The sequence below is a fragment of the Streptomyces sp. NPDC013187 genome (assembly GCF_042899705.1).
GTDB lineage: Bacteria > Actinomycetota > Actinomycetes > Streptomycetales > Streptomycetaceae > Streptomyces > Streptomyces hawaiiensis_A.
The window spans coordinates 558,454-582,472 of the sequence record NZ_JBIBAF010000001.1; the positions used below are offsets into that span (position 1 = coordinate 558,454).

Below are 24,019 nucleotides of genomic sequence, written 5' to 3' on the forward strand. Positions count from 1 at the left end.
TCGTACGGCGGGCCCCCGGCCCCTCACCGTCGTAGGGCGGGCCCCCGCCCCTCACCGTCGTACGGCGGTCACGCCCCACCCGAGCGCCAGCCACACCCCCGCCACGACACACACACCGCCCCACCCGAAGTGGCTGAACGCCACCCCCGCGAGGGCCGAAGCGGTCGCGCCGCCCGCGAAGCCGGCGACCACATAGGCGGTGTTGGCCGTGGCGGGGGTGGCGGTCGCGGTCAGGGCCAGGGTCTGGTTGGCGACGTGGGAGGCGACCAGGGCCGCGTGCACGGCGACCGCCGCGGCGCACAGCGCCCCCAGCACCTGCCCGCCCAGCCAGAACAGCGGCACGGACACGGCGGCGACCAGATACGCCGACCGCACGACCCGCGCAGCCCCGAACCGGTCCACGAGCCCGCCCGCCAGCGGCGCCACCGCACTCGCGGTCAGGCCGAACACCCCGAACAACCCGGCGGTCGCGGCGGACAGCCCGTACGCCGGCCCGGTCAGCAACAGCGTCAACGAGGTCCACAGCGCGCTCCACGCACCGAACATCCCGGCCTGTCGCACGCACGCCCGCCACAGCTCCGGCGAGCTCCGCAGCACCGACGGCAGCGCGACCAGCCCGGCGAACAGCGGACCCTGCCGACGCCGCCGCGACGGCAGGACCACCGCGGTCGCGAGCCCCAGGACGAGGGTGAGCACGGCCGCACCGGCGAACACCCACCGCCAGCCGAAGGCCTGCCCGGCCAGCCCGCCCAGCACACGGGCCCCGACGATGCCGACGAACAGGCCCGCGATGACCGCCGCGACGTGCAGGGCACGCCGCTCGGCGGGAGCCCGCTCGGCGACCAGCGGCACGAGCAGCTGCGGGATGACGGTGGCCGCCGAGGCGACGAACATCGCGACCGCGAGGGCCCCGGCGTCCGGAGCGGCCGCACTGGCTCCCAGCGCGAGCGCGGTGACGAGCGTGAGCCCGGCGACCAGCCGGCGCCGGTTCGCACTGTCGCCGAGCGGGGCGAAGAACAGCAGGCCGACCGCGTAGCCGAGCTGGGCGACCGAGGCGATCCAGGCGATGGCCGAGGGCGCCGAGCCGAAGTCGCGGGCCATGAGCGGGAGCAGCGGGGCGGCGAGGTAGATGTTGGCGGCGGTGACCGCGCTGCACACGGCGAGCAGGGTGAGGAAGAGCCCGGGTGCGGGTTCACGGGTCTGCCGCACACGGCTCGTGGCCCGGGCGGCGGTGGTGGTCGCTGACGGCATGGGTGGGGACTCCTTGGAGTCGGCTCTAGCAACTAACTGGTTGGTTGGCTGGCGGGTGAACAGTCTGAGCCGCCCCGCTCCTCCCTGTCAACCAAACAGTTGGTTACCCGTCGCGCTACCCTCTCCTGCATGGCAGCAAGGGACCCCGAGGCCACCAAGGCCCGGATCTTCGAGGCGGCGGTCGCCGAGTTCGCCCGGCACGGCATCGCCGGCGCCCGCATCGACCGCATCGCCGCCGAGGCGAAAGCCAACAAACAGCTCATCTACGCCTACTTCGGCAACAAGTCGGAGCTGTTCGCGATCGTCCTCGAGAAGAAGATGCTCCATGTCGCCGAGGACGTCCCGGTCGACCCGGACGACATCGAGAGCTGGATCGACCGGGTGATGGACTACCACGCCGCCCACCCGGAGCTGCTGCGCCTGCTCTTCTGGGAGGGCCTGGAGTACGGCAGCTCCGAACTGCCCCACGAGTCCGCCCGCCAGGAGCACTACGCCCGCAAGGTCGCCGCCCTCCAGGACGCCCAGGACCGTGGCGTCGTCACCGACGCGATCCCGGCGGGCGATCTGCTGTTCCTGCTCACCGCCCTCGCCAACTGGACCGCCGTCGTGCCGCAGATGCGGCGCATCCTGGTCGGCGAAAGCGAGCCGGACCGGGACCGCCTGCGCGCATCGGTGAAGGAGGCGGCGCGCCGGCTGACGGCACGCTAGGGCGCGTCCGCACCGTCCCGACGTTCGCCGCCAGGGCGGGCCAGGCGTCGTGGGACGTGCGGGACCGCGCGGACGCGGCGTAGGGCCTGTTAGTTGGTCCCGATGCGGCTGAGCAGGTCGACGATCCGGGACTGCACCTCGTTGCTGGTGGACCGCTCCGCGAGGAACAGCACCGTCTCCCCGGAGGCCAGCCGCGGCAGGTCGGCCTGGTCGACGGCGGCCGTGTACACGACGAGCGGGGTGCGATTGAGCTGCCCGTTCGCCCGCAGCCAGTCGACGATCCCGGCGAAGCCCTCCTGCCGCCGCTGTACCTGCAGCAGGTCCATCACGACCAGGTTCGGCCGGAACTGTCCCGCCAGCGTCACCGCGTCCGCGTCACTCGCGGCCCGCGCGACCTGCATCCCGCGTCGCTCCAGGGTCGCCGTCAGCGCCAGCGCGATCTCCGCGTGCTCCTCGATCAGCAGGACCCGCGGCGGGTGCTGCTCGGTGTCGCGCGGCGCCAGTGCCTTCAGCAGCACGGCCGGATCGGCGCCGTACGCCGCGTCCCGCGAGGCCTGCCCGAGTCCCGCGGTGACCAGCACGGGCACCTCGGCGGCCACGGCGGCCTGCCGCAGCGACTGCAGGGCCGTACGCGTGATCGGCCCGGTCAGCGGGTCGACGAACAGCGCGGCCGGGAACGCCGCGATCTGCGCGTCGACCTCCTCGCGCGAGTTCACGATCACCGGCCGGTAGCCGCGGTCGCTCAGCGCCTGCTGGGTGCTGACGTCCGGCGCGGGCCACACCAGCAGCCGCCGCGGGTTGTCCAGCGGCTCGGGCGGCAACTCGTCGTCCATCGGCTGCGGCCGCGGCGTGTCCGCCACCTCGACCGCCCCGCCGGGCCCGTCCAGCGGTTCCGGCCCCTCGGCGGCGTTCTCGTCCGGTGCGCCTATGGCGTACGACCGTCCGCCGCCCTCCGTCATCTGCGCGAGGCGCGACTGACCGGCGAGGGACGGCTGTGCCGGGACGGGGGCGGTGGCCGGGGCGCGGACCTGCGCGGCGACCGGCGGCGGCGTGTGCTCGGACGCCGGATGCGGCCGCGCGGACTGCTCCGGACGGGCCCCCTGGCCCGCCGGACGCGGCTGCCCCTGCTCCGGGCGGGCCGCCTGGTCCGTACGCGCCGCCGGGTCGGGCGGCGTACCGAGCTTACGGCGCCGGCCCGACCCGCCCGGCTGGTGCGGGGGAGGCGTCGCCGACTGCAGCGCGGCGGACTGCGGGGCGGACAGGGCCGACGGCTGCTGGACCTGGGCCGCCTGCCGGGTGAACGGCACACCCTGGCCGAGCGTCCGCACGCTGATCGCACGTCCTTGTGTGGAGTTCGGATCGACGGGCGCCGCGGCCTCCGCGGGCAACGGCTGAGCCGCCCGCGGCGGGCCCTCCGGCGGCAGCGGCGTGCCCGGCGCGGGGGTGTGCTGCTGCGCGGCCCGGGGCGGTGTGCCGTTCGCGGGCGCCGGGTGCCCGATCCCGGTCCCCGACGTGTCGTCGGCGGCGGGCCAGGGCTGGGCGCCCGGGGTGCCACCCTGCGGCGGGGTGCCGTGGGCGCCTGCGCCCGGAGCCGGAGCTCCTTGGGCCGGAGCTCCTTGGGCCGGAGCTCCTTGGGCCGGAGCTCCTTGGGCCGGAGCTCCCTGGGCCGGAGCTCCCTGGGCCGGAATTGCCTGAGGCGGAGTTGCCTGAGCGGGCGTGCCCTGGGACGGAGTCGCCTGAGCGGGCGCGCCCTGGGGTGGGGCGCCCTGCCCCGGAGCGGCCTGCCCCGGAGCGGCCTCCGCGGGGAGCGGCCCACCGGCGGCGGGCTGACCCGGTGCGGCGATTCCGTGCTGCGGCAGGGGCTGGGCCGGGACCGAGGGCTGCAGGACCTGCCCCGGGAGGGCCGCCTGCACACTCTGCCCGAGCCCACCCTGAGCGGGTACGGACACACCCTGCGGCGGTACGGCGTGTGCCTGCGGAGGTACGGCGTTGCCGTGCGGATGAACGGCGTTGCCCTGCGGAGGTACGGCGTTGCCCTGCGGAGGTACGGCGTTGCCCTGCGCCGACACCGGCACGCCCTGCGGCGGCACGGCCGTACCCGGCGCGACGGGGGTGGCGGCGACACCGCCCTGCACGGGCGCGGCCTGGCCGGGCGCGGCCTGCCCCAGCGGGACCTGGCCGGTGGCGTCCTGGTGTGCGGGAATGCCCTGTCCGGCTCCGGCGGGCACGGGCCCTGCCGGCACGGAAGCGGCAGGCAGGGAACCGGCAGGCACGGGCCCGGCCGCCGGGGGGCCTACGGGCGCGACACCCGCAGGTGCAGGTCCCGCGGGTACGGAACCCGCAGGTACGGAACCCGCAGGTGCGGAGCCCGCAGGTACGGAACTCGCGGGTACAGGACCCACCTGGTCGGCAGCCCCGGGCGCCGGCGCTCCGGCCTCCTCGGCCGGCTGCGGCGCCGCGACGGCCCGGCGCCGACGGCCGGTCGGCGCACTGGTCGGATGCGGCTGCGGCGGAGTGTGATCGGCGGACTGGTCGTGCGGAACGGCGTCGTGCCGCCCCTCATCGGCCACCCCGTCACCGGCACCGGCCGCCCCGGGACCCGCCACGGCCTGCTGCGGCTGCCCCTGGGCGGGCACCTGTCCCTGGACCGGTGCCTGCCCCTGGGCGGGCACCTGTCCCTGGACCGGCACCTGCCCCTGAGCTGGCACCTGTCCCTGGACCGGTACCTGCCCCTGAGCCGGCACCTGTCCCTGGACCGGTACCTGCCCCTGGACGGGCACCACACTCGGCACCACATCCGGTGCGGCACCCGGTGCGGCACCGGGCGTTCCGACGGGGCCGCCGTTGACCTGCTGCTCCTGGTCGGTCTGAGCCGGGGCCTCGTGCTGCGCCGGGGGCGGAGTCTGATCGGACCCGGCCGGCGGCAGCGCGAACACCGGACGCGGCCCGGCCGCCTCCTGCGCAGCGGCCGCCCGCTCGTTGGCCGCGGCCAGCGCACGCCGTCGGCGCCCGGTCGGCTGCTGGCCCTGCCCCTGAGCCGCATCGGCGGAACCGGCGGCCTCATCGCCGGACGACGGCGCGGGCAGGGCGGGCGGCAGCGCCGCCTGCTCACCGGGCTCCCGCCGGGCCCGTCGCCCGGACGGCGCGGGCACACCCTGGGGCGGCACGGTTCCGCCCAGGCCCGTGTTCGAGGCGGCGGTGCCCGCCGCGTGCTCGGCGGCCGTCACCACGGCCCCCTCGGCGATGCCCTGGACGGCACTGCCGACGCCGTCCGCACCGGCTTCTTCGGCCGCGCGCCGCCGACGCCCGGTGCCGCCGGACGGGCCGCCCGCCGCGGCGTCCTCACCGGACGCCTGCGCCGGAAGAGCGGCCGGCTCCCCGGCGGCCCGCCGCCTGCGCCGCCCGGTGGGCACGGCCCCGTCGGCTCCGGGACCACCGGTCCCCTCGCCTCCGGGACGACCGGTCCCCTCGACCCCGGGAGCACCGGTCCCGTCGCCCTCACCACCCGGAACGTCCCCGTCCAGGAAGGCGTCGGTGGTGACCCGCCGCGCCCGGCGCCGCCCCCCACCGGAGCTCTGCTCGGCGGCGTCGACGGCAGCGGGGTCCATGACACCGGGGTCGACGGCAGCAGGGTCGACGGCAGCGGGTTCGACGAGGGCGAGCGCGGCGGACTCGTCCACCGGCTGGGCGGCAACAGCTCCGGCCCCGCCCCCGATCGGCACCTCGAGGACGTACGCGCTCCCGCTCATCCCCGGCACGTCGTGCGTCTGCAGCACACCGCCGTGGGCCCGGACGATCCCGCGCACGATGGGCTCGTGCACGGTGTCGCCACCGGCGTACGGCCCGCGCACCTCGATGCGGACGACCTCGCCGCGCTGCGCCGCAGCCACCACGACGGTGTTGTCCAGGTAACCGCCCGCCGACACGGGCGTGTTGCCGGTGGCGTCGACCCCTGCCACGTCCGCGACGAGATGCGCGAGGGCGGTCGCGAGCAGCCGGGGATCGACCTCGGCCTCGATGGGCGGCGCGTGCACGGCGAACTGCACCCGCCCGGGCCCGATGAGCTCGACGGCCCCGTCGACCCCGGCGGCGACGACGGCGTCCAGCATCACCTTCGTACGGGCGACGCTCTCGCTGCCCGCGTCGAGCCGCTGGTACCCGAGGACGTTGTCGATCAGTGTCGTGATGCGCGCATAGCCGGCCGACAGGTGGTGCAGCACCTGGTTGGCCTCGGGCCACAGCTGCCCGGCGTCGTCGGCGGCGAGCGCGGCCAGCTCGCGGCGCAGCTCCTCCAGCGGCCCGCGCAGCGACCGGCCGAGCAGGGTCAGCAACTGCTCGTGCCGGGCGGCGAGCGCCTCGAACCGGTCGTTCTCACGCTCCCCGAGCGCCGCGTAGCGGTCCTCGTTGGCGGCGACCTCCTCGGCGTGGCGCTCGGTCAGCTCCTCCAGCTCGGTGACGTGCTGCTGGCGCAGCGCGGTGAGCTCTGAGGCATGCTCCTCGGCGATCCGCTCCAGTTCCTCGGCGTGACGCTTCTCCGCCGCTTCCTTCTCCTCGACGACGGCGTCGTAGGGCCGCCGGTCGGTGAAGGTCATCACGGCGCCGACGAGCTGGTCGCCGTCGCGCACGGGCGCGGTCGTCAGGTCGACCGGCACCTTGCCGCCGTCCTTGGCGTACAGCACCTGCCCGCGCACCCGGTGTTTGCGCCCGGAGCGCAGGGTGTCGGCGAGCGGCGAGTCCTCGTACGGGAAGGGCGAGCCGTCGGCGCGCGAGTGCAGCACGAGGTCGTGCAGCTCGCGTCCGCCGAGGTCGCTGGCCCGGAAACCCAGTATCTGGGCGGCGGCCGGGTTGACGAGCACGATCCGCCCGTCGGTGTCGGTGCCGACGACGCCTTCGGCCGCGGCCCGCAGGATCATCTCGGTCTGCCGCTGGGACCGGGCGAGCTCGGCCTCGGTGTCGACGGTCCCGGACAGGTCCCGCACGACGAGCATGAGCAGCTCGTCGCCGGTGTAGCCGTAACCGTCGTAGGCCTGCTGGCCGTTCTCGAGATTCGCACTGGTGACCTCGACGGGGAACTCGGTCCCGTCGGTCCTGCGCGCGATCATCCGGGTCGGCTTGGTCCGGGCGTGTGGATCGAGGTGTTCCGGCCGGCGCATGGAGCCGGGGATGAGCTTGGAGTCGAACTGCGGCAGCAGATCGAGCAGCCCGCGCCCCACCAGGGCGGTGCCCGGAGTCTCGAAGGCCTCCAGGGCGATGGTGTTGGCGTTGACGACCGTGCCGTTGGCGTTGACCAGCACCAACGCGTCCGGAAGGGCGTCCAGTATGGCTGCGAGGCGAGCAGCGCCTCGGGATGGCCTGCTGCTCACGAGACGCTTCCTCCCTGTTACCGCACCTTGCCGACCGCTCGGGCCATCTTGCCAACCGTCCCGCGGCGTGTCACGCGAGGGAGTCTAAGGGCTGCGGTTGCGCTCGCGACGCCGGATGGGAGGGAGGTCGCACGAGGAAGTGACGCCGAACTGACGACCGAGTAACCGTCAAACACCCGCCCTCCTGCGACGACGTCGCGGGACCTTCGCGGGACCTTTACGACGACGGCTTTTCTGTAGCTTTTGGCCGGGCTGGCGTGATGGGGGCGGAGAGTGGCGCAAATGGGATGCGCGGCGCGGGACCCCGGACGCCGCTCAGGGGTTCGTCCCCTCGGCGCTCTGCCGCCCCGACGACCTGCCGCCCCACCGCCCCAGGCCCAGCCGTCGCGCACGGCCTGCCGTGCACGGCCCGCCGCGCAGTGCCGTGCCGAGCGGATGGACGGCGTGGGCGAACGGACGGGGGTGGGCGGATGGACCGGGGTGGCGGATGGACGGGGTGGGCGAATGGATGGTGTGGGCGTACGGAGCGACGGGCGTAGGAACCGACGGGCGTAGGAACCGACGGGCGTAGGAACCGACGGGCGTAGGAACCGACGGGGGTAGGAACCGACGGGGGTAGCAGCCGACGGGCGTACCGGTGGCTCAGGTCTTGGCGCCTCGGTTGCCTCCCATGGCCGGCAGCAGCGGCACGAGCCGGTCCCACCTGGAGATCTGGCAGCCGTCGCGGCGGTCGTAGGTGGCGTCGACGGGACGTCCGGCCCAGGTGCCGGTGACGTGCGCGGTGGCCGGGCCGCCGTACTGCATGGTGCAGAAGCCGCCCTCCGACGCGGGCGCGAAGGCGTCCCGCCCCCACCGCGTGTCCCGCTCCAGGGCGGCGCAGGCGCCGCCGGGGTCGGGATGGCTGCCGCCGTCGGGGTTGCAGTACAGCTCGAACGTTCCGTCGGCCCCGCCGCCGGCGTTCCGCACGGTGACGGTGAGGTGATCCCGGTCCCGGAGCTCGCCGGGCCTGGTCGGGGACGGCAGACCGGCTCCGTCGGCCTGGGCATACGCGACCGGGGGCACCGCGGTCAGCGACCCGGCGGCGGCGACGGAGGCGGCGACGCCGACGAGGAGGCGCCGCAGGGCGGGGCGGGCGGTGGCCCGGGAGGGGGTACGCAACATGCCCTGCCTAACGCGAGGCGGCCCCGTATGTTGCGCACGGACGCCCGAGCGGGGCCCGCACAGGCCTGACAAGGTCTTTGCTCCGTGCCCGGTCCGCCTAGTACCGTGGGGGTCGATTGGTGACAGCACGCTCGACTGTGTCATCATCGGCACGCACCGCTCGCGCTCGCGCGGGAGTGATGCTGGAGGCGTCGCCTAGTCCGGTCTATGGCGCCGCACTGCTAATGCGGTTTGGGTCTTAAAGCCCATCGAGGGTTCAAATCCCTCCGCCTCCGCACTCGATCACGAAGCCCCGGTCTCTCGACCGGGGCTTCGCTGTCGTTGCCCCCCCCGGAAGTGTGGCCTGAAGTGCCGTTTCCGCAGCTCACAAGGGGTGCGGCTAACGGATTTCACATGGCGGCGGCAGTCATGTAATGTTCTTCCTGTCGCCGCGAGCGAGCCGGAAGGCCCGAGAGCGGCGAAAAAACAGAACAAGCACTCGTAGCTTAACGGATAGAGCATCTGACTACGGATCAGAAGGTTGCAGGTTCGAATCCTGCCGAGTGCACAGCACACCAGAGGCCCTGTGGAGAGATCCACAGGGCCTCTGGCTTTTGCCTTGACGGCAGTGATTGACGGCAACCGTGGTTCGCGCGGTGATGGGTGCTGAGCGGTCGCTGCCTTTTGTCCTATCCGTTGCCATCACCTCTCTCCCTCCGATAGAACCCGATACGCGCGGATCGTCATCCGGCCCGCTGCTGATGGTCACGTGCTCGCCGTCTTCCTGGGGGGCCATGGGGGGACGGCAGTCCCGCACCCCGGGCGGTCTCCCGGGGCTGCCCGTGCGAACCAGGGGGGGCATCACTTTGGTCATGAACAGGCGTGAAAAGGGGCTGTTCGGCGGCATGACCGTCTTGGCGGTGGTGCTGCTCGCACTCCTGCTCAGGTCTTGTGGCGATGGCTGTGACGACGTGGCGGCGACGCCGAAGACGACGGTGACGATCACGGCCACTCCGAGCTCAGCCGGGAGCCAGATCGGAAAGAGCGTCGACAGCGCCTTGGAGCGAGCAAGGCAGACCGGACTGAGGGTCGTGGTCCACGACGCCAGCGACCAGGACAAGACTCCGGGTGGGGACTGGACCGTTTGCTTCGAAAAGGCGACCTTGAGCAAGGTTGACTTCGCAGCCGTGCCCGACGGGGCACCGTGCCCGGAGAAGGATGGTCAGCGGATTCCCTGGCCCAAGATGCCGGACGTGAAGGGCACCACGTACGCCGAGGCGGTGGAGAAGCTGGGCGATGCTGTCGGCGCTGTTGTCATCAAGGCCGCCTACGAGGACGAGGCTGCTTCTGACACGAACAACGAAGTCGGTGACTACGCGCACTGGAAGGTGTGCTTCCAGAGCGTCAGGGTGGGGACACGGCTGGACCATGAACCTGATATCACCCTTCTTGCCGTACAGGAGGGCGAGGCGTGCCCGTCCTCCAAAGGGCTCTACAAGATCCCCGAGAACGATCCCGACTACGTCGATCCGGACTACGTAGACCCTGGCAACGGATCGTCCGATGACGGCAGCAATGGAGACAGCGGTAGCAGCGAGGAGGACTACTACCCGGGTGACAAGGGCGGTTGTCCGCCCGGCGGTTGCCACAACCCGTGCCCGCCCGGCGGGTGCCGGTAGGGCGCAAGGGCCCGCACCAGTGTGTCTTGGCGCGGGCCCTCACAGCGGAGTGAGGCCTCCGGCCTACTTGAGCGCGTCCCCGACACGGTCGAACGCCAAGCGCTGGGAGTCGAGCCGTACGTAGGTGTAAATCTCCCGGTCACGCGGATGGTGCTGTGGCCGAGGACTTCCTTGATCATGCGAGCGTCGGCACCCTGTTCGTGGAGCAGCGAGGCGTCCGTGTGGCGCAGGCCGGGAATCGGACCCTGCGGACGCCGGCGCGGACACACAGGGCCTCGAGCGGTTCGAGCTGCGCGGCTCGATGGGGGCCCGTTCTTCGTGGTGGATGGGCTACCGAAGCTGCCGCCCGCTCCTGCGAAGTCCGTTACGGCAGAAGCGGCAACGCCCTTGATCTCGTGCTGGATCACCTCGGAGAGTTGATCCGCCTTCCGCGACAGCGGTCGGGCATGACGGTGCTGCTGAGGCTGACGCCTGAGGCGCAAGGTGCCCAAGTCTCGGACTTGTCAAGTCTGGATGGCGTGGGTTTCCAGGACCGTAGGATCCTCTGTGTGATTACGGGCGAGCTGAAGAACAATGTGGGGCGCGTCTGGGACGTGTTCTGGTCGGGCGGCATCTCCAATCCGCTGGAGGTGATGGAGCAGATCACGTATCTGCTCTTCATCAAGCGGCTGGACGAGATCCAGACCCGCAAGGACCGCAAGGCGACCGCAACGGGCAAGCCCGACCCGGACCCCTTCTTCTCGGACACCCAGCAGGATCTGCGCTGGCAGAACTTCAAGGTCAAGGACCCGGAGATCATGTATGGGCTCGTTGCCGACGGTGTCTTCCCGTACCTGCGTCGCATGGGCGGGGACGAATCGACGTACTCCCACCACATGAAGGACGCCCGGTTCACGATTCCGGGGCCCAACCTACTGGCGAAGGTCGTCGACCTGCTCGACGCCATCTCCATGGACAGCAGCGACACCAAGGGCGACATCTACGAGTACCTGCTCGCGAAGATCGCCACGGCCGGCCAGAACGGCCAGTTCCGCACGCCGCGCCACATCATTGACCTGATGGTCGAGATGACTCAGCCGGGTCCGCGTGACGAGATCTGCGACCCGGCGTGTGGCACGGCCGGATTCCTGGTGCAGGCGGCGTCGTACGTGCAGCGGGTGCACCGTGACGCGCTGCTCAGGGTGGAGCAGCGCAAGCACTTCAACGAGTCGATGTTTCACGGCTTCGACTTCGACCCCACGATGCTCCGCATCGGCTCGATGAACATGCTGCTGCACGGCATCGAGAACCCGGACATCCGTTATCGCGACTCGCTCGCAGAGAGCGCCGCCGGCGAGGCCGAGCGCTACTCCCTGATTCTTGCGAACCCGCCGTTCGCGGGAAGCCTGGACTACGAGTCCACGGCGGTGGACCTCCAGCGCATCGTCAAGACAAAGAAGACGGAACTGCTGTTCCTGGCCCTGTTCCTGCGGCTCCTGAAGCCCGGTGGCCGGGCCGCCGTCATCGTCCCGGACGGGGTGCTGTTCGGTACGACCAAGGCGCACAAGGAACTACGCCGCATCCTGGTGGAGGAGCAGCAGCTCCAGGCGGTGGTCAAGCTCCCGAGCGGGGTGTTCAAGCCGTACGCCGGTGTGTCCACGGCTATCCTGTTCTTCACGAAAACGGACTCGGGCGGCACGGACCACGTCTGGTTCTACGACGTGCAGGCGGACGGCCTGAGCCTGGACGACAAGCGCAATCCGCTGCTTACCGAGGAGCGCCTGGGCGTCCGCCCGCAGGGCGACCCGCTGACGTCGGACGAGCTCCTGAAGAACAACCTCCCGGACGTCCTGGCCCGATGGCAGGAACGAAACGGCACGGAGAGGGACCGGGCGAGGACCGAGCAGAGCTTCTGCGTCCCCAAGGCGGACATCGCGGCCCAGGGCTACGACCTGTCCCTGAACCGCTACAAGGAGATCGTCCACGAGGAAGTCGTGACGCGGACGCCGACGGAGATCCTGGCGGACCTTGAGCGTCTGAACGAGGAGATCGCCAAGGGCACGGAGGAACTGAAAGGGATGCTGGCAAAATGACGTGGACTGAGGTCCCTTTCCTGCAGGCCTTGCGTGATGTCTCCAGCGGTAACCCCAAGGTTCCTAAGTCGGACTTCCGTGATTCTGGCGTGTTGCCCGTTGTCGATCAAGGGCAGGGAATCCTGGCGGGATATGTAGACGATCCAGGTCTGGCGCAACGCAATGACTTGCCGGTCATTATCTTCGGGGACCACACGCGATGCTTCAAGTATATTGATTTCCCTTTCGCGGTGGGTGCTGATGGCGTGAAGATCCTCGCTGTGGAAGAAGGATTTGATTCGAGATATGTCTTTTGGTTCCTGACATCGCTCGACATTCCCAGTGCCGGGTACTCCAGGCACTACAAGTACCTCAAGGGTTTCTCGGTGGCCAAGCCGCCGCTGGCGGAACAACAGCGCATCGCCGCCGTCCTCGACCAGGTGGACGCCCTTCGCTCCAAGCGCCGCGAAGCCATCGCCCTCCTCGACGACCTTGTGCAGTCCATTTTCCTCGACATGTTCGGCGACCCTTCTGTCAACAGTCAGGGATTTGAGGTTCGTGAACTTGAGACTGTGATTGCGGAGGGTGATCGAATCAACTATGGAGTAGTGCAACCTGGTCGGCATGTCGAGGACGGGATTCCCTTGATCCGGTCCGGAGATTTGGGGCGGCTTGGAGTCGACAGGTCATCGCTGATGCGAATCTCCCCGGATATCGAGTCATGCTACTCTCGATCCAGGATCACAGGGAATGAGATCCTGATCGGTTGCGTCGGTGCGATCGGTGAGGTGGCCATTGTCAGTGCCGACGACGTGGGTTCTAATGTTGCCCGCGCCGTCGCGCGGGTCCCAGTTGCCAGCGACGTGGATCGCGAGTACTTGGCTGCCTATCTGCGAATGGATTTCGCGCAGCAGTATTTCACCAGGGAATTGCGTACAGTGGCGCAGCCCACGCTCAATATCAAGCAGATCAAGAGCGCGCCCGTGGTGTTCCCACCGTCTTCCATGAGATCGAAATTCGCAGAGAGAGTACGCAGCGTGACGCAGCAGCGTGCGGCACACGTAACCCACAGTGCCACCCTCGACGAACTCTTCACGTCTCTCCAACACCGTGCCTTCTCCGGCGCCCTCTGGGATCATGAAGCGACCGGCGAAGCGGCGTAGGTCGCTTCTGTCGTACACGGTGCCCAGCACCGGCCGCACCACCAGCACCACACGCCGCCCGTGCGGCCGGACAGGGGAGTCCGGCCCTCGGGTGGTTCTGCCGTATGGAGACGGACGGATACGTCGGCCTCGTGCGGGCCGGGACGCCGACCAGGTCCCGCACGGCAGGGCCGCAGCAAGGGGAGAGGGGCACCGCATCCGCCATGGGTAGCGACCAGAACGGTCAGAGCGGCCAGAACAACGACGGTCAGGGCCGGGCCGACCAGGGCAAGAGCGCCCGCGACCGCGCCGCAGCCGACGGCATCGGCCGCACCACCAGCGGCAACTTCGCCTTCCTCCGCGCGGAATGGCCGGCCCTCTACGACGAAGCGGTCCGCGCCGAGCGGCTGATCCACCACGACCCCCGTGCCGCCTGTTTCTACGCCCGCCGTGCCATCGAGATCACGGCCCGCTGGATGTACGACAAGGACAGCAGCCTGAGCGAGCCGTACAAGAAGGACCTCGCGGCGATGCTCCACGAGCCGAGCTTCCGGCAGCTCGTCGGGCCGACGGTCAACGCCAAGATGGACCTCGTCCGCCGGCACGGCAACAACGCCGTGCACAAGGCCGCCCCGGTCCCGAAGACCGTCGCCGAGGCCAGCGTCAAGGAGCTCTTCCACTCCCTCTACTGGTTCGCCCGCACCTACACCCGCCGGGCTTCGGCCCTGCCGCCCGGCGGCCTGGAATTCGACACCAGCGCCGTACCGCGCCCCCTCTCCCCCCAAGCCCGTGCGTTGAAGCAGGCCGAGCTCAAGGCCAAGGAGGCGGAGGACGAGGCACGCTTCAAGGAGCAGGCCGAGCAGCTCGCCGCCGAGCGCGCCCAGAACGCGGATCTCGCCCGGCAGCTCGAAGAGCTCAAGGCGCAGATCGCCGCCGCGAAGGCCGCCAACCAGGCTGTGCGGGACACCCACGACTACGACGAGAAGGCGACCCGGGACGCCTTCATCGACCTGCTCCTCAAGGAAGCGGGCTGGGACCTCCTCACGCCCGGCAAGGACACCGAGTACCCGATAGCGACCGGGATGCCCACCAAGACGGGCAAGGGCTACGTCGACTACGTGCTCTGGGGCGACGACGGCAAGCCTCTCGCCGTCGTCGAGGCCAAGCGGACCCGGCGCGACGCTCGTGACGGGCAGCAGCAGGCGAAGCTGTACGCGGATGCGCTGGAGAAGCAGTTCAACCGCCGTCCGGTGATCTTCTACACCAACGGATACGAGACCTATCTCTGGGACGACGCCGCGCTGGGCAAGGACCGCGGCTACCCACCCCGTCGGGTGCAGGGCTTCTTCACCAAGGACGAGCTGCACTGGCGCATCCGCCAGCGCGCCGGACGCCTCTCCCTCACGGCCGCTCCGGTGAACGAGAAGATCGCCGGCCGCCCCTACCAGCTCCGCGCGATCAAGAGGGTGGGCGAGACCTTCGAGCGGGACCGGGGGCGTCAGGCGCTGCTCGTCATGGCGACCGGCACCGGCAAGACCCGTACCACCGTGGCCCTCGTGGACAAGCTGATGAAGGCGGGCTGGGCGCAGCGGGTGCTGTTCCTCGCCGACCGGCAGGCGCTGGTCACCCAGGCGATGAAGGCGTTCAAGGAGAACCTGCCGAACACCCCCGTGGCCAGCCTCCTCGACGACAAGGCCGCCTCGGCCCGCGTCTACCTCTCCACGTACCAGACGATGATGAAGCAGATCGACGCCACCGACGGTGCCGGCCGCCGGCGCTTCGGGCCCGGCTACTTCGACCTGATCGTCATCGACGAGGCGCACCGCTCCGTGTACGCGAAGTACGGCGAACTGTTCCGCTACTTCGACTCGCTGCTGCTCGGCCTGACGGCGACACCCAAGGACGAGATCGACCACAACACTTACAGGTTGTTCGCCATGGAGGACGGGATCCCGACCGACTCCTACGACCTCCAGGAAGCCGCCGCCGAGGGCTACCTCGTCCTCCCCAAGGCGGTGAAGGTGCCGCTGAAGTTCATGGAGCAGGGCATTCGCTACGACGACCTCTCGGAGGAGGAGAAGGCCGAGTGGGACGCCAAGGAGTGGACCGAGGACGGTGACATCCCGGACGCGGTGGGTCGCCACGACATGAACAAGTTCCTCTTCAACGAGGACACCGTGGACAAGATGCTGGAGACGCTGATGACGCGCGGCCACCGCGTCGGGGGCGGCGACCGGCTCGGCAAGACGATCATCTTCGCGAAGAACAACGACCACGCCCGGTACATCGAGGAGCGCTACAACGCGAACTACCCGCAGGGCGCCGGCCACACGGCTCGTGTGATCACGTACAAGGAGACGTACGCGCAGTCCCTCATCGACGACTTCTCCAACCCGAAGAACCCGCCGAACGCCCCCGACATCGCCATCTCCGTCGACATGCTCGACACCGGCATCGACGTGCCCGAGGTGGTGAACCTGGTCTTCGCCAAGCCGGTCTTCTCCAAGACCAAGTTCTGGCAGATGATCGGCCGCGGCACCCGCCTGCGCCCCGCCCTCTACGGCCCCGACCCCGACAACCCCGAGCACAACAAGCAGAACTTCTACGTCTTCGACTTCTGCGGCAACATCGACTTCTTCAACAGCCGGCTCGACCGGTCGGAGGGGCGCAGGGCCGTCACCCTCACCGAAAAGCTCCTCCAGCGCCAGCTCGACCTGGTCCGGGTCCTGGACAAGCGGCAGCATCCCGACCCGGCACGTGACGCCGGCGCCGACGCGATCGGTACCGAGGCGGAGATCCGCTGGTCGCTGGCCCACCGGCTGCACCACACCGTCACCGGCATGAACCTGGACAACTTCCTGGTGCGCCCGCACCGCCGGGAGGTCGAGGCCTTCAGCGACTTCGGCAGCTGGCACCGGGTGGACGACGACGCGGACACCGCGATCCGCGACCACCTGCTCGGACTGCCCAGCGAGTTCCGCCCGGACGACGAGGAGACGGGCGAGGAGGCCAAGCGGTTCGACCTGATGGCGTATGGTCTCCAGCTCGCCGCGCTGGAAGGCGGCAAGGACTTCGCCAAGCTGCGCACGAAGATCCAGGACATCGCGTCCAACCTGCTCACCAAGACGAACATCCCGGCGGTCGGTGAACAGGCCGAGCTGCTGGAAGCGGTGGCGGGCGACGAGTGGTGGAACGACGTGACACTCCCGATGCTGGAGGACATGCGCCGCCGTATGCGTCGGCTCGCCCGGCTCACCGATCCCAAGGTCAAACGGAACGTCGTCTACACCGACTTCATCGACCAGTTCGGTGACATCACCGAGGCCGAGATCCAAGGAATGCCTCAGGGCACGGACGAGCAGCGCTTCAAGCAGAAGGCGCGGGCCTACCTCCTGCGCCACGAGGACCAGCCGGTGGTGCGCAAACTGCGTCTCAACGAGCAGATCACCGAACTCGATCTAGCGGATCTGGAGGAGATCTTCCTGTCAGAGGCCATCGCCTCCCAGGAGGACCTCGACGAGGTGCGGTCCTCTGGCGGCCTCGGCCTGTTCGTGCGCGGGCTGTGCGGGCTGGATCCACAGGCCGCACAGAAGGCGTTCGAAGTCTTGCGCACGGGTAAGCAGCTCAGCTCCCGCCAGATCGACTTCCTGACGTTGGTCATCGATACGGTGGCAAAGCGCGGAATCCTGGGCTTGGGCGACCTCTACGAGGATTCGTTTGCCGATCTTGCCCCGGGTGGTCCCGACGACCTGTTCACCGGTGAGGAACTCGAAGTCCTCGACGTCATCTTCAAGGAACTGGAGCGGACAGCCAGGCCCGCCACCTTGGTGGCTTAGGCACGGCGTCGCGGCGATCGCCCACGCTGCGAGCCGGTGTCACTGTTCCGAGCTGACGGCAACCCTGACGGCAACGACGGCACACAAAGGCTGTTGGCCACGACCATCAGCGATCAGCCGGGAGGAAAGCGGAGCCCCCGCCCAATGGCCTGCCCGATCCTACGGATCAGAAGGTTGCAGGTTCGAATCCTGCCGAGTGCACACAGCTCAAAGGCCCCCCGGGAACAAGCCGGGGGGCCTACGACATCAACCGGAGCGTCCGACTGCAAGATCCTGTCTCCAGCGTTGCGTTGCCCCGTCGGGACGACCGACCATTCCACGTCCGACGGCCCATCGATCGTCGGCTAACTCCACGGCGAGCCGCGCCAGTTCGCATTACGATCACGTGGCCGCTGCTGAGCAGGACATCGTGAGGGGACACGGCCGTGAGCAGAACAGAGGGCCATGGAGGCCGCCGACGGGGCTGGGACATGGCTGCACTGGCTGTCGCCACGGTGCTGCTTCCGCTGGTAGCGGGGTGTGGTGGGGGCAGTGACGACTCCGACCCTGGCGCCAAGGGCACCGAGGCGACTGCCGGACAGCAGGGCGGGAGCAAGGACCCGGGCAAGGGGAGCGGGGGGTTCCCGGACAGGGGTGTGATCGTCACCGCCTCGTGTTCCGTGCCTGCGAGCAAGCCGGCCAGCGTGACGGTCACGGGCTGGGATCCGAGAACGTGGGAACAGACCGTCTCCCGGACCTTCACCGTTCCGGCCGAGGCCGTGGTCGCGGAGGCCGACGATGTCGCCTCCCCGCTCGTGGAGCTGTGCGCTGACAATTTCCCGGGTGTCGGCCCGTCCGAGGACGGGCCGCGCGCTGTCCCGGCCAGCCGGCTGCGGCAACTCTTCGACAAGGACTTCTCCCGGATGGCCGTCGTTCTCATCGATCGAGAGACCGAGGCGACAGGGGTGGGCTACGTCGACACCAGCGGCAAGCTGACCGAGCTGTCCGGTGAACAGAGCGAGGACTTCGGTGACACGCCCAAGGAGGAGAACGCCGTCTTCGCCCAGGACGGCGGTGCTGTCTGGTTCACCGAGACCGACTCCTCGGATCATGTGCGGATCGCCAGCCGTTCCGTCACGGGAGATCACGCAGTGACCGAACAGGCGGGCGCTGATGGCGATTACATGGACGGGGCCGACCTCGCGCTCGCGGGTGACCCGGTGCGCGGGCTCTTCGGCAAGGAAGTCCGGGTCAGTCCCGACGGGCGCAAGGCGACGGCCTTCATCACCTGGCAGGGCTACAGCGTGGCCGACGTGCCACAGCGCAGTGCACTGCTCAAGGCCGACGGTGTGAAGGCAGCTCGCATTCCCTACGACGCCGACTGCCGCCCCTACGGCTGGGTCGACGACAGGACCGTGCTGTGCGGCCCCCGACTCGCCAAGGCCGACGACCCGAAGCGGAGGAACTCCTTCTGGACGCTGGACGCTTCTCGGCTCGACGGCACGGCGGATACCCCGAAGGGTGCCCTGGGTGATCCGATCATCCCGGCGACGGATCGGAAGAACACGGTGCGGGCCATTTCGGCTGACGGAAAGCAGCTGATCTTCGCCTCGCTCCAGGGCACCCGGCTCGAGTTCTTCGTCTCCGCCATCGCTCCCGGCGCAACCCCGAAGAAGATCACCGCAAGGGGCGCGGACAAGGCGCTGAGCGTGGGGGACGTCCTGGAGTGGCGGTAACGGCCGACGCTCATGACGTCTGCCGGGAAACCGCCGGCTAGATGCTGTTCGGTACGTGGTGACAGCGGTGAAGACGGTTGCCGCTGTGTGCGGCAGAACGAGGTCGACGGCAACCAGACCCACGTCGCTCGAGCCCAGGCTCCTTCTGCCGGTGGCGGGTCGCGTCGGGGAAGGGGACGCTGGAGTCGGGGGCAGCGTGAGGGAGAGGTGCTCCATGGCTCAGACCGGCCCGGACCACAAGGCGCGCCAACCGTTCCTCTCCCGCCCCGGCGTCCGCCGTTTCCTGCCGTTCGTCCTGATCAGCGCGGTCGCTCTGATCTTCATCTTCGAGAACCGCTCGGACGTCGAGATCCGCCTGCTCGTGCCGATCGTGACCATGCCGCTGTGGGGAGCCCTCCTGATCGCCTGGGCGCTCGGCCTGCTCGCCTGCGTCTTCACCGTGCGCCGACGGTCGAGCCGGCACTCTCGGCAGCCCAGGTAGCGAAGCGGCCGTCCTCTGCACGAGTCGCGTGGACTCGGGACCTCGGATCAGTCGGGGCGGCAGTGTTCTTCCAGGTAGGTCGCCGCCAGCGTGCTCGCGCGGGTGAACCAGTCGTGCAGGACCGCGATCTCGTCCGGCGAGTACTGCGCGAAGAGGTGGGTGAGGCGGGCGTAGTACGGCTCGTAGACCTCCCGGACCCGGGCGACCGCGTCGGGCTGGGCCGCGACGCGGATGCGGCGGCGGTCCGTGGGGTCGGGGCGGCGGGTGATGTAGCCGGCGCGCTCCAGGCGGTTGAGGATGCCGGTGACCGCGCCGGTGGTGACATGGACGCGAGCCGCCAGGTCACCTGCCGTGGGGAGGTTCTCGCCGGCCTCGATGACATAGGCGAAGCAGGTGAGGTCGGTCACACTCAGGCCCACCTGCTGGGCGATCTCGTGCTGTCCGACCAGGTGAGTCGCGATGAGCTGGTCCATCGCCGACAGCGCCTGCTCCGGTGTCGCGGCCGGACGAGGCTTGGCGTGCATTCCCAGATCCCTTAGTTCGTGAGATGTTTGGATTGTAAACGTCTTAGCGGATGAGGGGTTCGGCGGGTCGGACCCTCGGTGCGAGGGAGTGGCACGTGAGTGCACATCAGTATGACCACGGGCACACGGTCGCGGGGTGGGTCGGCTGCGGCATCGGCACGGTCGGCGCGGGTGTGGCCGGGCTGGGGGTCTGCACCGTCTCCGGCGTGCTGATCGCAGGCGGAGTGGCGATCGGGCTCGTGGGTCTCCTCGTCACCTGGGCCCTGCACCTCGCCGGGTGGGGGAAGGGGCCGGGCGTGCGGCCCCGGGCGGAGTGGGGCTGGCGCGTGCGGGACTCGGCGGCGGCGGGCGGGCACGCGGAGTGCCTGGGGTGCCGGCTGGCCGGGCGCGGGCGGCGCGCGGCGGGTGCGGTGCAGCCGGTCATGCCGGTGCACCGCGCGGGCGAGCCGGAGACCGTCGCCGCGGTGGGGGCCGACTCCGGGAGGTGAGGTCGTTGCTCATCGGGCGGCCCTCCAGCAGCCGCCCCAGCCGGGAGTGCCGGTGCCGGGCGTCCCCGACAGCGACGAGCCCTGATGTCAGTGACGAGCCCTGATGTCAGTGGTGCCCCCTACGCTCGGCAGAGATGGCACAGGCATGGAAGTGCTCGGGGCTGCGGTGGTCGGCGGAGGGTCCCGTGCTGGTGTGGAGCGGCGGCCGGCGCAGTGCGCTGACCTGGGGAAAACAGGTGGCCTTCGGGGTCGCGGAAGGCGGCGTGCGCAGCTGCGTGGGGGCTCGGGGGCATGCGTGCCCGCTGGGTGCGGTCGTGCCGGGGCGCAGTACGGGGGCGCGGTGCGAGGAGTGTGCTCGGCTGGACCGGGCGCACTCGGTGGCGGCGGACACCATCGCCGACGATCCACGGCCGTACCGCGTGTATCTGGCGTGGTTCGGGCCCGGCATGGTCAAGGTCGGGATCACGGCGCGGGAGCGGGGAAGCGCGCGGCTGCTCGAGCAGGGAGCCGTCTGTTTCAGCTGGCTCGGCGTCGGTCCGCTCATGGCGGCGCGGCGTACGGAGGAGCTGCTCAGGGCCGCCCTGCGGGTGCCCGACCGGATCCCGTACGCCGCGAAGCGGGCCGTGCGGGCCGCGCTGCCGGAGGCCGCCGCCGACCGGGCCGGTGAGGTCGCCGAGCTGTACGAGCGGGCGGTCGCGCTCCCCGCGTGGCCGGAGTCGCTCGTACGGGAGCCGTTGCGGGTCGTCGACCACATGGGGGTGTTCGGGCTCGCCGGGGTGCCCGTCGCCGTCGGGGACGTGCGCGAGCTCGTCGCCGGGGGTGCGGTCGGCGGGGAGCTGGTCGCGGCCGCCGGACCCGATCTGCACCTGGTCACCGGTGCCGGGGCCGTGGTGCTCGACACGCGGTTGATGACCGGGTGGGGGCTGGTGCCCGCCACGGGGAGTGAAGTGACCGTCCCGGTCAGGCAGTTCGAGGAGGTCGCGGGCGTGCAGGACGGCTTGTTCTGAACCGGCCGGGCTTCGGGGGCGTTCACTTTGCAGCCCGGCTTGTTCTGAACCGGCCGAGTCTGCCGGGCGTTCACCGAGCAAGCCGGCTTGTTCTGAACCGGCCGGGTCTGCCGGGCGTTCACCGAGCAAGCCGGCTTGTTCCGAACCGGCCGGGCTCCCCAGGCGTTCCCTGAGAAGCGCCTGTGCGTTTCTCAGGGAAATCACAGGTTGCCGAAAGCGTGTTCTCAGAGGCCCTCGACATCGTGTTCACATGACCACGACCTCGCCCCAGGGGCGTACCGAACTGCTCAGGCCGGACGGGAGCCCCGTCCGCGTGCTCGTGGTGGACGACGAGCTGTCGATCACGGAGCTGCTGTCCATGGCCCTGCGCTACGAGGGGTGGCAGATCCGGAGTGCCGGTGACGGCACGGGCGCGATCCAGACCGCCCGTGACTTCCGGCCCGACGCCGTCGTCCTCGACATGATGCTGCCCGACATGGACGGGCTGGCCGTCCTCGGGCGGCTGCGCCGGGAACTGCCGGACGTGCCCGTGCTGTTCCTGACCGCCAAGGACGCCGTGGAGGACCGGATCGCCGGGCTGACGGCCGGCGGGGACGACTACGTCACCAAGCCGTTCAGCCTGGAGGAGGTCGTCGCGCGGCTGCGGGGGCTGATACGCCGCTCCGGTGCCGCCGACCGGCGTTCTGACTCCACCCTGGTCGTCGGCGACCTCACCCTCGACGAGGACAGTCACGAGGTGACCCGGGCCGGGGACGACATCCATCTGACCGCCACCGAGTTCGAGCTGCTGCGGTTCCTGATGCGCAATCCGCGCCGGGTGCTCAGCAAGGCGCAGATCCTCGACCGCGTGTGGTCGTACGACTTCGGCGGCCAGGCCAACGTCGTCGAGCTCTACATCTCCTATCTGCGGCGGAAGATCGACGCCGGGCGCGAGCCGATGATCCACACGCGGCGCGGCGCCGGGTACCTGATCAAGCCCGCGGCGTCGTGAGCGGACGACGGCGGCTGCGTGTCCAGGTGGAGAGACCGGGGCGACTACGCCGACCGCGCACGTTGCGGACGCGGCTCGTGGTCTCCGCGCTGGCGCTGATCGCCGTCGTATGTGCCGTCATCGGGACGGTGACGACGATCGCGATGCACTCCCGCCTGTACGAGCAACTGGACAGCACGCTCAGCGGGGTGGTGGGCCGCGCCGCGGGCGCCGGTCCCGAGCTGCCCGACGGGGCACAGCCCAAGCCCCAGCCCACGGGCCGGCCGGACAAGGGGGTGCCCAAGGCTCCCGACCTCTCGGACTTCGTCACGCAGGGGCCGCAGCAGATGATCGGCACCATCGCCGCGAAAGTCCGGAGCGGCGCGATCACCGAGGGCATGGTCAGCAAGCCCACCAAGGACGACAACGACGTCACGCAGGCCGCACCGTACACGCTGAGCGAGACGCAGATGAGGGAGCTGAACGCCGTCGCCAAGGACGGCAAGGCGCATACGGTCACCATCTCCGGGCTGGGCGAGTACCGCGCGGAATACCGCAAAGGGGCCAACGGCGCCTACTACGTCGCGCTGCCCACCACCGACGTCACCGACACCCTCAACACTCTCGTCCTGGTCGAGATCAGTGTCACCGCTGCCGGCCTCGTCGCCGCCGGCATCGCCGGTACGGTCATCGTCGGCGTCGCCACCCGTCCCCTGCGCCGAGTCGCCGCCACCGCCACCCGGGTCTCCGAACTGCCCCTGCACACCGGCGAGGTGAACCTCAGCGAGCGGGTCCCCGACTCCGAGACCGATCCGCACACCGAGGTCGGCCGGGTCGGCGCCGCGCTCAACCGGATGCTGGACCACGTCCACGGGGCGCTGCACGCACGGCAGCAGAGCGAGACGCGCGTCAGGCAGTTCGTCGCCGACGCCAGTCACGAACTCAGAACACCTCTTGCCTCCATCCGCGGCTACGCCGAACTCACCCGACGCGGCAGGGAGCAGGTCGGGCCCGACACCCGGCACGCGCTGGGCCGGATCGAGTCCGAGGCCGGCCGGATGACCCTCCTCGTGGAGGATCTGCTGCTGCTCGCCCGGCTCGACGCGGGACGGCCGCTGCAGTTCGAACAGACCGACCTCGTCCCGCTCGTCGTGGACACCATCAGCGACGCCCGTGTGGCCGGCCAGGACCACAACTGGCGCCTGGACCTGCCCGACGAGCCCGCGCTCGTGTCGGCGGACGCGGCCCGGCTGCAACAGGTCCTCGTCAACCTGCTCGGCAACGCGCGTAGCCACACGCCACCCGGTACGACCGTCACCGCCCGCGTCCAGCGGCGCGGGACCTGGCTGTGCGTGGACGTCGAGGACAACGGGCAGGGCATCCCTGCCGCGTTGCTCCCGCACGTCTTCGAGCGGTTCGCGCGGGGCGACTCCGCGCGAACCCGCGCGACGGGGTCCACCGGTCTCGGCCTCGCCATCGTGCAGGCCGTGGCGAGCGCGCACGGCGGTGCCGTGACCGTCGACAGCGTGCCCGGGCGGACCGTGTTCACGGTGCACCTGCCCGCACTGCCGCTCCAGCCGCAGCCGGACATGAGCCGGCAGCAGCACTCACAGGCACGCCACAGCGTCACCACACCGGCACAACAGGGCGCCTGACGAAAGTCG

Annotated in this window: 15 protein-coding genes and 2 tRNA genes; 13 read left to right on the plus strand and 4 right to left on the minus strand. The window is 70.3% G+C overall.

The features are described 5' to 3' along the window. Positions 1-51: 51 nt before the first annotated feature. Positions 52-1,251, minus strand: a complete 1,200-nt coding sequence (locus ACFY5B_RS02620; RefSeq protein WP_389963404.1) for an MFS transporter — start codon at positions 1,249-1,251, stop codon at positions 52-54. 129 nt (positions 1,252-1,380) lie between these two features. Between ACFY5B_RS02620 and ACFY5B_RS02625 the strand changes: the two genes are divergently transcribed. Continuing rightward, positions 1,381-1,959 carry a TetR family transcriptional regulator gene (locus ACFY5B_RS02625; protein ID WP_389963406.1) on the plus strand — a complete coding sequence of 193 codons (579 nt, stop codon included), beginning with the start codon at positions 1,381-1,383 and terminating at the stop codon, positions 1,957-1,959. Between the two features lie 89 nt (positions 1,960-2,048). On the opposite strand, the gene ACFY5B_RS02630 is transcribed toward ACFY5B_RS02625, so the two are convergent. Together ACFY5B_RS02630 and ACFY5B_RS02635 are read right to left on the minus strand one after the other, a co-directional pair. Further along, positions 2,049-7,322 carry a PAS domain-containing protein gene (locus ACFY5B_RS02630; RefSeq protein WP_389963409.1) on the minus strand — a complete coding sequence of 1,758 codons (5,274 nt, stop codon included), beginning with the start codon at positions 7,320-7,322 and terminating at the stop codon, positions 2,049-2,051. Positions 7,323-7,964: 642 nt separating this feature from the next. Continuing rightward, entirely contained in the window at positions 7,965-8,483 is a 519-nt protein-coding gene (locus tag ACFY5B_RS02635) for an SSI family serine proteinase inhibitor (protein WP_389963412.1), read from the minus strand. Between the two features lie 184 nt (positions 8,484-8,667). Between ACFY5B_RS02635 and ACFY5B_RS02640 the strand changes: the two genes are divergently transcribed. The 8 genes from ACFY5B_RS02640 to ACFY5B_RS02675 all read left to right on the plus strand — a co-directional run bounded on the left by ACFY5B_RS02640 (position 8,668) and on the right by ACFY5B_RS02675 (position 19,366). Continuing rightward, positions 8,668-8,758: transfer RNA gene (locus ACFY5B_RS02640), tRNA-Ser, on the plus strand. Positions 8,759-8,957: 199 nt separating this feature from the next. Further along, positions 8,958-9,030: transfer RNA gene (locus tag ACFY5B_RS02645), tRNA-Arg, on the plus strand. A gap of 304 nt (positions 9,031-9,334) precedes the next feature. After that, the gene (locus ACFY5B_RS02650) at positions 9,335-10,141 is read left to right on the plus strand and encodes a hypothetical protein (RefSeq protein ID WP_389963415.1); all 807 of its coding nucleotides are present in this window, start codon (positions 9,335-9,337) and stop codon (positions 10,139-10,141) included. 548 nt (positions 10,142-10,689) lie between these two features. Continuing rightward, positions 10,690-12,213: an N-6 DNA methylase gene (locus tag ACFY5B_RS02655; protein ID WP_389963418.1), complete on the plus strand. Its 1,524-nt coding sequence runs from the start codon at positions 10,690-10,692 to the stop codon at positions 12,211-12,213. Then, positions 12,210-13,355 (plus strand): restriction endonuclease subunit S, encoded by a 1,146-nt coding sequence (locus tag ACFY5B_RS02660; protein ID WP_389963421.1) that lies wholly within the window; start codon positions 12,210-12,212, stop codon positions 13,353-13,355. Before ACFY5B_RS02655 ends, ACFY5B_RS02660 begins: the two co-directional genes overlap by 4 nt. Positions 13,356-13,558: 203 nt before the next feature. Beyond that, entirely contained in the window at positions 13,559-17,170 is a 3,612-nt protein-coding gene (locus ACFY5B_RS02665) for a DEAD/DEAH box helicase family protein (RefSeq protein WP_389963424.1), read from the plus strand. Between the two features lie 470 nt (positions 17,171-17,640). Then, positions 17,641-18,885, plus strand: coding sequence for a hypothetical protein (locus ACFY5B_RS02670; RefSeq protein WP_389963427.1), 1,245 nt, complete (start codon positions 17,641-17,643; stop codon positions 18,883-18,885). A gap of 214 nt (positions 18,886-19,099) precedes the next feature. Beyond that, a complete protein-coding gene (locus ACFY5B_RS02675) occupies positions 19,100-19,366 on the plus strand; it encodes a hypothetical protein (protein WP_389963430.1) in 267 nt (88 codons plus the stop codon). 47 nt (positions 19,367-19,413) lie between these two features. On the opposite strand, the gene ACFY5B_RS02680 is transcribed toward ACFY5B_RS02675, so the two are convergent. Next, positions 19,414-19,890 (minus strand): MarR family winged helix-turn-helix transcriptional regulator, encoded by a 477-nt coding sequence (locus tag ACFY5B_RS02680; RefSeq protein ID WP_389963433.1) that lies wholly within the window; start codon positions 19,888-19,890, stop codon positions 19,414-19,416. A gap of 95 nt (positions 19,891-19,985) precedes the next feature. Between ACFY5B_RS02680 and ACFY5B_RS02685 the strand changes: the two genes are divergently transcribed. The 4 genes from ACFY5B_RS02685 to ACFY5B_RS02700 all read left to right on the plus strand — a co-directional run bounded on the left by ACFY5B_RS02685 (position 19,986) and on the right by ACFY5B_RS02700 (position 24,010). Continuing rightward, positions 19,986-20,378 carry an HGxxPAAW family protein gene (locus tag ACFY5B_RS02685; RefSeq protein WP_389963436.1) on the plus strand — a complete coding sequence of 131 codons (393 nt, stop codon included), beginning with the start codon at positions 19,986-19,988 and terminating at the stop codon, positions 20,376-20,378. A 134-nt stretch (positions 20,379-20,512) separates the two neighbouring features. Then, positions 20,513-21,385 (plus strand): DUF2797 domain-containing protein, encoded by an 873-nt coding sequence (locus tag ACFY5B_RS02690; protein ID WP_389963439.1) that lies wholly within the window; start codon positions 20,513-20,515, stop codon positions 21,383-21,385. Positions 21,386-21,635: 250 nt separating this feature from the next. Continuing rightward, positions 21,636-22,376, plus strand: coding sequence for a response regulator transcription factor (locus tag ACFY5B_RS02695; protein ID WP_053670029.1), 741 nt, complete (start codon positions 21,636-21,638; stop codon positions 22,374-22,376). Then, on the plus strand, positions 22,373-24,010 hold the full coding sequence (locus ACFY5B_RS02700; RefSeq protein WP_389963442.1) for a sensor histidine kinase: 1,638 nt from the start codon (positions 22,373-22,375) through the stop codon (positions 24,008-24,010). Before ACFY5B_RS02695 ends, ACFY5B_RS02700 begins: the two co-directional genes overlap by 4 nt. Positions 24,011-24,019 lie beyond the last annotated feature (9 nt).